Genomic DNA, 12,189 nt, shown 5'->3' on the forward strand with positions numbered 1-12,189 from the left:
CCTCGCCTATAAGCCCTCACGGAACAGCGGCCCACCAAAGGCCGCCGTTTTGTTATTGGCAGCGGGCGAGCGCCCTGCGTCAATCCAAGCAACAAGAAACGCCTTCCCTTTTCGTTCGTGAGTGGGGGAAGGTCCGAACCGAAAGCAACAAATCCATGACAACCTTTTCGCAGAAGCCTGCGGATGTGGTGAAGAAGTGGGTGCTGATCGACGCCGAGGGTCTCGTCGTCGGCCGTCTCGCCACTGTCATCGCCAATCATCTTCGCGGCAAACACAAGCCCACCTTCACCCCGCATGTCGACGACGGCGACAACGTCATCGTCATCAATGCCGACAAGGTGGTGTTCACCGGCAAGAAGTTCACCGACAAGGTCTATTACTGGCACACCGGCCACCCCGGCGGCATCAAGGAGCGCACCGCGCGCCAGCTGCTCGAGGGCCGTTTCCCCGAGCGTGTCGTCGAAAAGGCCGTCGAACGCATGATCCCGCGTGGCCCGCTCGGCCGTCGCCAGATGAAGAATCTCCGCGTCTATTCAGGCACGGAACATCCGCATGTCGCCCAGCAGCCCGTCACGCTCGACGTGGCCAAGCTGAACGCCAAGAACAAGAAGGTTTCGTAAAATGGCTGAGCTTTCCTCGCTCGCAGAACTCGGAACTGCCACCGGCAACACCAACACGCAGCCGGCTGCACCCGTCCATGTCCAGAAGCTCGACAAGTCGGGCCGCGCCTATGCTACCGGCAAGCGCAAGAACGCCATTGCGCGTGTCTGGGTGAAGCCCGGCTCCGGCAAGATCGTCGTCAACGACAAGGTGTTCGCCGAATATTTCGCGCGCCCGGTCCTGCAGATGATCCTCAACCAGCCGATCATCGCCGCCAACCGCGCCGGCCAGTACGACATCGTCGCCACGGTTATCGGCGGCGGCCTTTCCGGCCAGGCAGGTGCCGTACGCCACGGTATCTCCAAGGCGCTGACCTACTACGAGCCGGCGCTGCGCGCCGTGCTCAAGAAGGGCGGCTTCCTGACCCGCGACAGCCGCGTCGTCGAGCGCAAGAAGTACGGCAAGGCGAAGGCCCGCCGCTCGTTCCAGTTCTCGAAGCGCTAAGCGCTACGCAGCTTCATACATTCGAAAAGGCCGCCTCCGGGCGGCCTTTTCTTTTGGCTAACCTGACTCAAATTCAAGACCGATCAGCCGATACCTTGATGAAGTCGATGAACGCACGCAGTGGAGCCGGCACCAGGCGGTGGCCGGGATAGTAGAGAAATGGCCCGGAGAAGCTCTGCCACCACGGTTCGATGACGGGTTCGAGCGCACCGCTCTCGAAGTAGGGGCGAAGCCAATCCTCGAACAGGCAGACGATGCCGGTGCCGGCGATGGCGGCATCGACGATGAGATCAGCCGCCCCACCCAAGGTCACGAGGAGCGGCCCGGTTGGGTCGACCAGCACCACCTCGCCATCGCGTTCGAATTCCCATGGCGGTACCGTGCGGCCGGCGAAGCGGCCGCGCAGGCAAGCATGGCGGAGCAGATCGCGCGGGTGTTCGGGACGGCCATGGCGATCGAGGTAGGCAGGGCTGGCGGCGGCGGCGAAGCGCTGTACGCGCGGTCCGATCGGCACAGCGATCATGTCCTGCTCCAGCCGTTCGTCATAGCGGATGCCGGCGTCGCATCCTGCCGCCACCACGTCGACAAAGCTCTCCTCGGCGATCACCTCCAACCGGATACCGGGATAGGCGGCGAGGAAGCGGGGAACAATGCTGGGCAACACCAGCCGCGCTGCGCTGACCGGCACGTTGAGACGCAACGAACCCGCCGGTCTATCGCGAAAGCCGTTCACCACATCCAGCGCCGCCTCTACCTCCGTCAAGGCCGGACCGAGCCGCGCCAGCAAGCCTTCGCCGGCTTCGGTCAGAACGACGCTGCGCGTCGTCCGGTTGAGCAGCCGGACACCGAGCTGCGTCTCGAGGCGGCGCACCGCCTCGCTCAAGCCCGACGCACTGCCGCCGCTGGCGCGGGCACCATCGCGAAAACCCTTGGCCCGCGCCACGGCCACGAAGGCGTTCAGATCTCCAAGATCCATCTTCATTGTTCGATATTCCGTACAGCCCGTGCGGAGTGTGCCCAATTATCGTGAGATCGGATAGCGCCTATCTCAGCCTTATCTTGAACGGAGATAAATCATGTCCAGCATCGACAAGTCAGGCACATTCACTCTGGGCGACCGCACCGTGAAGCGGCTCGGCTACGGCGCCATGCAGCTCGCAGGGCCCGGCGTATTCGGCCCGCCGAGGGATCACGACGCAGCACTGGCCGTGCTGCGCGAAGCCGTTGCGCTTGGTGTGAACCACATCGACACCAGCGACTTTTACGGCCCGCACGTCACCAATCAGCTCATCCGTGAAGCACTGGGGCCATATCCCGACGATCTCACCATCGTCACCAAGATCGGCGCCCGCCGCGATGCCAATGCCGCGTGGCTCCCGGCCTTCTCTCCAGAGGAGCTGACCCAGGCCGTGCACGACAATCTGCGCAATCTCGGGCTCGACGTGCTGGATGTGGTCAATCTCAGGATCATGTTCGACGCACACGGCCCGGCCGAAGGATCGATCGAGGCGCCGCTCACCGTGCTGGCCGAGCTGCAGCGGCAGGGCCTGGTGCGCCACATCGGGTTAAGCAATGTCACGTCAACGCAGGTCGAAGAGGCGCGACGCATCGCCGGGATCGTCTGCGTGCAGAACCAATACAATCTGGCGCACAGAAGCGACGATGCCTTGATCGACGAACTTGCCCGCGACGGCATCGCCTACGTGCCGTTCTTTCCGCTCGGCGGCTTCAACCCGCTGCAGTCGTCTACGCTATCCGGCGTCGCGGAGCGCCTGGGCGCCACGCCCATGCAGGTCGCGCTCGCCTGGCTGCTCCGTCGCGCGCCCAATATCCTGCTGATTCCCGGCACCTCGTCCGTCGCGCATCTCAGGGAGAACCTTGCCGCAGCCGAACTCGATCTGTCCGAAGAGGCCGTGAGGGAACTGGACGCGGTGGCAATGGCTGCCTGACGGCGGCTGGCGACTCCAAGCAGCTCTTGCCCGCTTCGATCCAGTTTAGTTGATGCTTGCCGTGTTGGCCGGCTCCGCCGCCGGCCGCGCCTCATCGGGGTAAGGCACGCGGTAGCCGTTTGCCGCCAGCCAGTCGATCGCCGCTTTCGGCTCGTCGGTCTGGATGATGGTGGCGCCGCGCTCGGCCCAGAAACCGTAGGTCTCGCGCGGCAGGCTGGCGAGCACCGCCAACTCGTCGCCGCGACCACCGGCAAGGAAGCCGCCCGGCTTGTTGACGATGGCGTAAGTGTTGGCCCAGATGTGCCAGTCGCCCCTTATCGCCGCCGCCCGCATGCGGGGGCTGAACAACGGCCCGCCGGTATCGGTCAGCGTCTCCGACCCCGCGCGCCAGTTGATCATCTCGACCGCGCGCGGCGAAAAGATCCCGCTGACCTTCTCAGCGAAGCCGGCGTCACGAACCGCGTCGTCGGCAATAATCGGCATGAACTGGAAACCGCTGCCGATCGCACCCATGGCGGCCTTGACCGTGGTGATCCTGGCCGGGTTCCACAGGTTTTCCTTGACGATCACCTGCTCGGCCATGCCCAGGTCGCGCGCAACCGCGATCATGCCTGCCAGGCTGTCGACATCGAGCTTGTTGTCGATGTTGATGAGGATCCTGTCCTTGGTCGCCATCAGCATCTCGCGCAGCGTCGAAACCGGCTCATCGGTGACGGCGCCGGTGCCTTCGATCACCAGCCTGCAGGTTTTGAGCTCGGCCAGCGTGCGCTTGACCACCTCGCCCTTGCAATTCGTCGTGCGGTCGAGCCAGCTGTCATGCATGACGACGAACTGGCCGTCCTTCGAGCGCCTGACGTCGACTTCGACGATTTCGGCACCAAGCGCGATCGAACCCTCGACCGCGGCAATCGAGTTCTCCGCATAGAGCGTCTTGCGGGCCTGCATGCTGCCGGCGCGGTGTGCCGCCACCATGACGTGGTCGCGCCACTGGTTGGCGTGTTCAAAACGGTCGAGAATCTGTCTGGCGCGTGTTTCGTCTGCCGATGCCGAGCCCGTAAAGAGCGCCAAGACGGCGGAAAGCAGAAGGTTCAGCCAGGTCGTTCGCATGAGAATCGCTCCGTGCCGGATGGAGACCCGGTTAAGCGACGCACGTGACAGCCCAGTGAACGAAGCCGGCTTCGCAAATGCCGGAAGGTCAGGTCAATACCGGTTGAAGCGGCCGTTCTTCGATATCTCGAATGCTCAACTGCACAATTTTTGGGCCTGCCATGCGGATTTGCCTGGCAAGCAAAAACTTGTGACCAAGCTCGAGTGGCCCTGGCCCCGGAAGGGGTCGCATTTCTGAGAATTATGTCCAATAAGGTTGCGCGTCGACGCACAGGAGATCGCTTCATGCCGAACAGCAACATCGACCACGCCTTCACCGCCCGGGCCAAGACGGGCGCGTCCTTCGAGCCGACCTATGCCGGCGCGCTGTCGTTCATGCGACGCAAATACACGAAGGACGTGAAAGGCGCGGAAGCCGTGGTATGGGGCATCCCCTTCGACGCCGCCGTCACCAACCGGCCGGGTGCGCGCTTCGGGCCGCAGGCGATCCGCCGCGCCTCGACCATCCTCGACAACGATCCGCAATATCCGTATTCGCGCGATCTGTTCGAACATCTCGCCGTGGTCGACTATGGCGATTGCCTGCTCGACAGCGGCAATCACCAGAAGACGCCAGGCACGATCGAGCGCGAGGCGGCAAAGATCCTGAAATCCGGCGCCTTCCTGCTATCGCTCGGCGGCGACCATTTCGTCACCTGGCCGCTGCTCAAGGCGCATGCCGCCATTCACGGCCCACTGGCCCTGGTGCAATTCGACGCTCACCAGGACACCTGGCCGGACGACGGCAAGCGCATCGATCACGGTTCCTTCGTCGGCCGCGCGGTCAAGGAGGGAATCATCGACCCCGACCGTTCGATCCAGATCGGCATCCGCACCCATGCGCCTGATACCTTCGGCATCAAGATCCTGTATGGCCACGAAGTCGAGGAAATGCGCGCGTCCGATATCGCCTATGCCATCGTCGACCGCACCGGCGGCAAGAAGGCCTATGTCACCTTCGACATCGATTGCCTGGACCCGGCCTTCGCACCCGGCACCGGCACGCCGGTCGCCGGCGGGCCCTCCTCGGCAAAAATCCTGTCGGTGCTGCGCCAGATCAATCAGGTCGATATCGTCGGCGCCGATATCGTGGAGGTTGCGCCGGCCTATGATCACGCCGATATAACGGCAATTGCCGGCTCGACCGTGGCCATGCACTATCTCGGGCTCCTCGCGGAACGAAAGGCCCGGCTCGAGGAGCTGAACAGCGGCAATCACGCCGCTGCCGCATTGAATCAGGCAAGCGGCATATAAGTTTGAAATAACAGGGAATTCAGTCAGGCAATGAAACCGAAAATCTTCATCGACGGCGAACACGGCACCACTGGTCTTCAGATCAGGGCGCTGCTTGCCGAGCGCGGCGATCTGGAGATCATCTCCATTCCGGCCGAGCGTCGCAAGGAAGCGGCAGCCAGAGCCGAGTTCCTCAATGCCGCAGATGTCGCAATCCTGTGCCTGCCGGATGCAGCCGCAAAAGAAAGCGTTTCGCTGATCACCAACGATACCACCAGGGTCATCGACGCCTCGACTGCGCATCGCGTGGCCGAAGGCTGGGAATATGGTTTCGCCGAAATGGATAAGGATCAGGCGAAGACAATCGCCGGGGCAAAGCGCGTCGCAAATCCGGGCTGCTGGCCGCAAGGCCCGATCGCGACGCTCAGGCCGCTGGTGGCAGCCGGGCTGCTGCCGCCGGATTTTCCAATCACCGTCAATGGCATTTCGGGCTATTCGGGCGGCGGGCGGCCGATGATCGAGGACTATGTCGCCAAGGGCGAGGATGCGTCGGAATTCCTGCCCTATGGGCTGACCCTGCAGCACAAGCATGTGCCGGAGCTCAGGACCTATGCGAAGCTGTCGCATGATCCGATCATGCAGCCGGCGGTCGGCAATTTCGCGCAAGGCATGATCACGGTGGTGCCGCTGCAGCTCGGCGGCCTCGACTATGTGCCGACCGGCGCCGAGCTTCATGCGGCGATTGCCGACCATTTTGCCGCCATCGAAGGCGGCGTGGTCGAGGTGGCGCCCTATGCGCATCTGGAGCGCATGCCGGAGATCGATCCCGAAATCTACAACGGCACCAACCGGATGAAGGTCTACGTCTTCGCCAATGACGATCGGGCCCAGGCGCTGCTGCTCGCCGTCTACGACAATCTCGGCAAGGGCGCCTCGGGTGCCGCCGTGCAGAACATGGATCTAATGCTCGGCCTCAAACACTGAATGGACGCTCCGGTATTTCCAACGCACTGGAAGGTCGAGGCGCCAGAACTGATCGCCGAAACCTTCAGCAGCCGCATCTGGAAGGTTTTTCGCGCCGACGGATCGCTGGCGATTGTCAAGGCGCTGAAACCTTTCGACGACGTCGAGGACGAGCTGCGCGGCGAGCATTTCCTTGCCTGGCGGCGCGGCGAAGGCGCGGTGCGGCTGCTCGGCCGCGACGGCCACTGCATGCTGCTCGAATATGCCGGCGAAACCTTGCTGTCACAGGTTCTCGCCGAGCAGGGAGACAATGCCGCCACCGCAATCGCGGCCGAAGTGATGGCAAGACTGTTCTCACCATCCGACCACCCTCCCCCAGCGGATCTTCAGCCGCTGCGGACACGGTTTTCCAGCCTGTTCAAGAAGGCGAAGATCGATCGCGACGCCGGCGAAAAGAGCCTCTATGTCGAAGCGGCTGCGACCGCGGAACGGCTGTTGGCCGATCCTGCCGACGTCCTGCCGCTGCATGGCGACCTGCATCACGACAACATCATGCACGGGCCGCGCGGCTGGCTGGCGATAGACCCGAAGGGCGTTCTCGGCGATCCCGGCTTCGATGCGGCGAACATGTTCTACAATCCGCTCGACCGCGACGATCTTTGCCGCGATCCCCGGCGGATCGCCCATATGGCCGAGATCTTCGCCAGAACGCTCGGCCAAGCGCCGCCCGCCATTCTTGATCACGCCATCGCCTATGGCTGCCTGTCGGCGTCATGGCATCATGAAGACCGCAACGCGATCGAGGAAGGCCGCGAATTGTCCATTGTTACGGCGATCAGGACGGTGCGGCTCAGCCTCTGACGGCGATCTGGTTGGGCAGCGGATAGGCGCCCTTGGTGCCGCGCCAATGCGCTGCGGCAAAACCCAGCAGGACAAGCGCGAATGCCTGATGCGTCAGTGCCATGTGCAGCGGCACGTGCATCAGCAGCGTGCCGATGCCGATCGAGGCCTGTGCCAGCACCAGCAGAAACAGCAGCGTCGCGCGGCGCGCATGCGTCGTTTCAGGCTGGCGGCGATGCGTCGCGATCATGTGCCAAAGTGCTGCGACTGACATCGTGTAGGCGCCGAGCCGGTGGATGAACTGAGCCGTCTTCGGGTTCTCGAAGAAGTTGCGCCATGTCGGCTCCAAGATCAGCAGATCGCCGGGGATGAGCTTGCCGTCCATCAGCGGCCAGGTGTTGTAGCTCAGGCCGGCGTCGAGCCCGGCGACAAGCCCGCCTAAATAGATCTGGATCAGGGCCAGCAACACCAGAAAACCGGCCAGACGCTGCGTCGAACGATCGGCGGCGGGCTCGGAATGCGGCGCGAGCCCTCGCGCCACCACAATGGTCGCGGTGAAGATCAGCGCGGCCAGCGTCAGATGCGTTGCCAGCCGGTACTGGCTGACGGAAACCCGGTCGACCAGCCCGGACGCCACCATCCACCAGCCGATCGCGCCCTGCAGGCCGCCGAGAAGAAGAATGCCTAATAGTTTCGGCCCCAGGCCGCGCTCGATGCGGCGTGTCGCCCAGAAAAACACCAGCGGCACGGCGAACACCAGGCCGACACCGCGCGCCAGGATCCGGTGCACCCATTCCCACCAGAAGATCGACTTGAACGCTTCGATGCTCATGCCCTTGTTGAGCTCGGCATATTGCGGAATCTGCTGGTAGCGCTGGAACTCCTCCTGCCATTCGGCGTCGTTGAGCGGCGGGACGATGCCGTGGATCGGCTTCCATTCGGTGATCGACAGGCCGGATTCGGTGAGCCTGGTGGCGCCGCCGACCAGCACCAGTACAAACAGCACCAGAAGCACGACGTAGAGCCAGCCGCGCACCAGCGCCCGGTTGCGCAGGTCGCGGTCGCGGGCCACGAAAGGCGCGGCAGCTGATATGGCAGCCATAGGCTTGTCCCGGCTGGTTGCAGTCGCGGATAGGTGAACCATCGCAATCCAACTGGCAAGACCGGATAGCGCGGCACGCCGTCGCGCCGCTTCTTGCGGGTTGCGCGTCTCTTTTGTTGGGCCTAAGCGATAGGGATTAACGGGATCGCGGAATGCCCATTCGCCTGAAGAAGCTGATCGGAACAATCCTGCTGGTGGCGCTAGTCATCGTCTATGCGCTCGTTGCATCGATCGTGGCGGTGGCCCAACTGGCGGAATCAGGACCGTGGGCGCATTTCCTGTTCTTCCTGCTCAGCGGCATGCTCTGGGTGCTCCCGGCTATGGGCATCATCAAATGGCTGATCCTGGAGCCGCCGCGGCCGAAGAACTGAGGCTCGCTCGCCGCCGCTAGATGGTGAAAGCCTGACGCTTGCTATCCGACGTGTAGGGCTGCTCAGGGTGGTTTTCTGCCTTCCGTGTCGCCGATCGGAACGCGCCGGCGGCGCCACTTTCCGCCTCAGCACCTCTAAGCACGAACGTCTGGTGTGATGCCCGATGCGCGCGTTCGTAGGGCATCTCGCTGTTACACCGCAGTGACAAAAGCACCGCCACGGTGGCGTCAAACGGTTACCAAGGGCAGCAAATATCTCCGGCCTTCTGGGAGCGGCATGTCAGCTTCCCCAGAGGCTGCGTGGGCGTGTCGCCGGTTGGCTGTTAGCGCGGTGACTGGATCGCTCCACGCCTCGCAAGCGGGATAGCGAAATCTCGTGAAGGCAAGGTCAAGCTGCGTTCTTCGTTCTGAATCGGCGACGGGCGGCGGCTGGGAGAAATGGATGCACGTTGGGCGTCTGGAAGTTGGTGGGGCATGGGCGCGAGGCAGCCCGCGTGCACGCGCCTGGCCGGGCGGTGCAATGACCGCGCAGCGCCGCCTCGCAGCGATCCTGGCTTGCGACGTGGTCGGCTATTCGCGCCTGATGGAGCGCGACGAGCGCGGCACGCTCGAGCGGCTCAAGACATACCGCAAGGACCTCCTCGAACCGCTGGTCTCCGAGCATCAGGGCCGGATCGTCAAGCTCACCGGCGACGGCATTCTGTGCGAGTTCGCGAGCGTCGTAAACGCGGTGACCTCGGCGATGGCGATCCAGCAGGCTTTGGCAGAACACGAGGCGGAGACACCCGAGGAAGAGCGGATTCGCTTCCGCATCGGCGTTAATCTCGGCGACGTGGTCTGCGAGGAGGACGGCGACCTCTACGGCGACGGTGTCAACATCGCCGTCCGTCTCGAAGGCATCGCCGATCCCGGCGCCGTGATCGTCTCGGGCACCGCCTACGACCACCTTCAGGGCAAGCTCGACTTCGGCTTCACGCCGCTCGGTGACCTGCGTCTCAAGAACATCGAGCGGCCTGTGCGCGCCTATCGCGTCGAGACCGACGCCAGCGCCTCGGTGGCTGCACCGCCTCCCCTGCCCGCGAAACCCTCGATCGCGGTTCTGCCTTTCACCAACATGAGCGGCGACCCCGACCAGGAATACTTCGCCGACGGACTGGTGGAGGACATCATCACGGGATTGAGCCGGGTGAACTCCTTCTTCGTGATCGCCCGCAACTCGTCCTTCACCTACAAGGGCCGAGCGGTGGACCTGCGCCAGGTCGGACGTGAGTTGGGCGTCCGCTACGTGCTCGAAGGCAGCATCCGCAGAGCAGGATCGCGGGTGCGCATCAGCGGGCAACTGGTGGACGCGATCAGTGGGCATCATGTTTGGACCGACCGCTTCGAGGGCGATGTGAGCGACATCTTCGACCTGCAGGACAAGGTGACCGAGAGCGTCGTCGGTGCGGTTGAGCCGAGCATCCGGCTGGAGGAGATCAAGCAAGCGCGCATGAAGCCGACCGACTACGTCGGTGCCTACGACCTCTACCTTCGTGCGCTGCCGCGCTTCTACAGCATGACGCGCGAAGGCTTCGCCGACGTGCGCCGGCTCACCAACGAGGCGCTCAGCATCGACCCAGGCTTCATCCTGGCGAAGGCACTCGGTGCCTATATCCGCAGCCTGTCCGTGAGTCAGTGCTGGCACGAGCCCGACGATATCCGCGTCGCCGTGCGCATGGCCCGCGAGGTGCTGGCGGACGCGCGAGACGACCCGACAAGCTTGCGTTTCGCCGCGCAAGTGATCGCCTACAGCGCCAAGGATTACGAGACGGCGCTGGACACGATCGAACGGTCCCTGCTCCTCAACCCCAATTCGGCGCAGGGCTATACGGGCAGCGGCTGGGTGAACGCCCATTCCGGCCGCCCCCTCGTCGCGATCGAGCACTTCCACAGGGCAATGCGGCTGAGCCCGGTCGACCCCGAGAAAGGTATCGCGCTCTCCGGCATCGGGATGAGCTACCTGATGCTCGAACGCTACGAGGAAGCGCTGGCTTGGGGAGAACGAGCGCTGCGCGAGATGCCGAATTACGGCTCCTCGCACCGGGTGGTGATCATGGCGCTGGTCAAACTCAATCGGCCGGACGAAGCGCAGGCGGCGGCGCGGCGGCTGATGGAGGCGTTCCCGACCTACACGCTCGGCCTGCAGAGGCAGATCAACCCGTGGCGGGACAAGGAGTTCGCCGAGGGGTACGTCGAGGCGCTGGGTATTGCCGGCGTGCCGGAGTGATCGTCGCTTCTGGAAGGATAGTTCTCTGGCCGGCTTGTCGAGGACTGAGCGCGTAGAGCAGCTGTGAACAGCCGGCCGTCCACCGGTACCAAGTGTCAGACTTTCACCGTCAGATGGTGACGAGCCTCTTGCCGGCATTGGCCAGCGGCGTCGTCACACCCGACAGCATCGTGCGGATATGGGCAACGCTCTGATAGCGACCGTTGACCGAAATGCGCGGCAGCGCGTGCAGGAAGCCTGAATGTTCGGCGCGCAACACGCCGTGGCGTGTCGTCACTGCCGAGGCATAGCCGGAGTCACGGGCGAAGCCGACTTCGCGGTCGCCAACGGCGCTGGCATAGCCGTAGGGATAGGCGAAATGGCGCGGCGCCTCGCCCAGCTCGGCCTTTAGTATGCGCCTGACGTCGTCGACCTCGTGGCGCGCATCGGCTTCGGAAAGCCGCTTCAGATTGCGATGATTGACCGTATGCGCGCCGATCGTCACCAGCGGATGCCTCGCCATGGCACGGATCTCGTCCCAGTTCATCAACATGCCCTGGCGCGCGTCCAACTCGATACGGTTCGACCGCGCCAATTCGCGCAGTACCGCGCGCTGGTCCTCCTCGCGGACCTCCAGCGTCAGATAATCCTGCAGCCGTGCAAAGGCCTGGAGTTTCTTGGCTGGGGTCGAGCAGTCGATCGTCACCGCACCGTTGGGTGTCGTCAGGATCAACCGGTCCCGCGCATTGACGATGTCCTCGACCACTTCCCACCATAGATCGGCAGCGCCGTTTATCAACCCCGGCGCAACATAGATGGTGACCGGCACGCCGTGCTTTTCCAGCACCGGCAGCGCTTCGGTCATGTTGTCGCGGTAGGCGTCGTCGGCAGTGATCGCCGCGAACTGGCCGCCCTTGCCGCCCTTCTTGATGCGATCGATCGCCTCGTCCAGCGTGACGAATTCATAGCCGTCCGCCTTCATGTCGGCGATCACGGCATCCAGGAACTCAGGCGCGATGTTGAGGTGCCGGTTGACGCTATCAGGCTTTTCCGGCGTGGCGGTGACCCGGTGCAGCATCAGGATCGCGCCGATGCCGCCGACAAACGGCTTGGCCAGCGGGGCAAGGCCGGTATAGCGGACGACGTTGAGCGCCAGTTTCCGGATTGCCTCGCTCCCGTCGATCATTCGTTCACCTTTTGCGCCTAGGTTCATCCAAGCAGGGAATGCGCCTACGCG

At 63.7% G+C, this 12,189-nt stretch carries 12 protein-coding genes; 8 read left to right on the plus strand and 4 right to left on the minus strand.

Annotated elements, in window-relative coordinates:
* Window positions 1-155 precede the first annotated feature (155 nt).
* Window positions 156-620, plus strand: coding sequence for a 50S ribosomal protein L13 (rplM, locus tag ABID19_RS24375; protein ID WP_354493456.1), 465 nt, complete (start codon window positions 156-158; stop codon window positions 618-620).
* A 1-nt stretch (window position 621) separates the two neighbouring features.
* Window positions 622-1,104 (plus strand): 30S ribosomal protein S9, encoded by a 483-nt coding sequence (gene rpsI, locus ABID19_RS24380; protein WP_023717316.1) that lies wholly within the window; start codon window positions 622-624, stop codon window positions 1,102-1,104.
* A gap of 73 nt (window positions 1,105-1,177) precedes the next feature.
* Here the strand turns inward: rpsI and ABID19_RS24385 are convergent, their stop codons facing one another.
* On the minus strand, window positions 1,178-2,086 hold the full coding sequence (locus ABID19_RS24385) for a LysR family transcriptional regulator (RefSeq protein WP_352935030.1): 909 nt from the start codon (window positions 2,084-2,086) through the stop codon (window positions 1,178-1,180).
* 94 nt (window positions 2,087-2,180) lie between these two features.
* Between ABID19_RS24385 and ABID19_RS24390 the strand changes: the two genes are divergently transcribed.
* A complete protein-coding gene (locus ABID19_RS24390; RefSeq protein WP_354493457.1) occupies window positions 2,181-3,053 on the plus strand; it encodes an aldo/keto reductase family oxidoreductase in 873 nt (290 codons plus the stop codon).
* Between the two features lie 45 nt (window positions 3,054-3,098).
* Here the strand turns inward: ABID19_RS24390 and ABID19_RS24395 are convergent, their stop codons facing one another.
* Entirely contained in the window at window positions 3,099-4,160 is a 1,062-nt protein-coding gene (locus ABID19_RS24395; protein WP_352935036.1) for a glycerophosphodiester phosphodiesterase family protein, read from the minus strand.
* 285 nt (window positions 4,161-4,445) lie between these two features.
* Here ABID19_RS24395 and speB point away from each other — a divergent pair, with 285 nt between their 5' ends.
* Genes speB through ABID19_RS24410 form a run of 3 tightly spaced genes read left to right on the plus strand, consistent with a single transcriptional unit; the run spans window position 4,446 to window position 7,256 of the window.
* On the plus strand, window positions 4,446-5,453 hold the full coding sequence (speB, locus tag ABID19_RS24400; RefSeq protein WP_354493458.1) for an agmatinase: 1,008 nt from the start codon (window positions 4,446-4,448) through the stop codon (window positions 5,451-5,453).
* Window positions 5,454-5,483: 30 nt separating this feature from the next.
* Window positions 5,484-6,416, plus strand: coding sequence for an N-acetyl-gamma-glutamyl-phosphate reductase (argC, locus tag ABID19_RS24405; protein WP_354493459.1), 933 nt, complete (start codon window positions 5,484-5,486; stop codon window positions 6,414-6,416).
* Window positions 6,417-7,256 carry an aminoglycoside phosphotransferase family protein gene (locus tag ABID19_RS24410; protein WP_354493460.1) on the plus strand — a complete coding sequence of 280 codons (840 nt, stop codon included), beginning with the start codon at window positions 6,417-6,419 and terminating at the stop codon, window positions 7,254-7,256. It abuts the gene before it with no gap.
* Here the strand turns inward: ABID19_RS24410 and ABID19_RS24415 are convergent.
* Window positions 7,246-8,337, minus strand: a complete 1,092-nt coding sequence (locus ABID19_RS24415) for a COX15/CtaA family protein (RefSeq protein WP_354493461.1) — start codon at window positions 8,335-8,337, stop codon at window positions 7,246-7,248. The two genes, ABID19_RS24410 and ABID19_RS24415, sit on opposite strands and share 11 nt — an antisense overlap.
* A gap of 152 nt (window positions 8,338-8,489) precedes the next feature.
* On the opposite strand from ABID19_RS24415, the gene ABID19_RS24420 reads away from it, so the two are divergent.
* Window positions 8,490-8,708, plus strand: a complete 219-nt coding sequence (locus ABID19_RS24420) for a DUF2842 domain-containing protein (protein WP_023798362.1) — start codon at window positions 8,490-8,492, stop codon at window positions 8,706-8,708.
* Between the two features lie 519 nt (window positions 8,709-9,227).
* Window positions 9,228-10,973, plus strand: a complete 1,746-nt coding sequence (locus ABID19_RS24425; RefSeq protein WP_354493462.1) for an adenylate/guanylate cyclase domain-containing protein — start codon at window positions 9,228-9,230, stop codon at window positions 10,971-10,973.
* A 109-nt stretch (window positions 10,974-11,082) separates the two neighbouring features.
* Here the strand turns inward: ABID19_RS24425 and ABID19_RS24430 are convergent, their stop codons facing one another.
* A complete protein-coding gene (locus tag ABID19_RS24430) occupies window positions 11,083-12,138 on the minus strand; it encodes a polysaccharide deacetylase family protein (protein ID WP_354493463.1) in 1,056 nt (351 codons plus the stop codon).
* Window positions 12,139-12,189: the final 51 nt, after the last annotated feature.

This window comes from Mesorhizobium robiniae, from assembly GCF_040545535.1.
Taxonomy (GTDB): domain Bacteria; phylum Pseudomonadota; class Alphaproteobacteria; order Rhizobiales; family Rhizobiaceae; genus Mesorhizobium; species Mesorhizobium robiniae.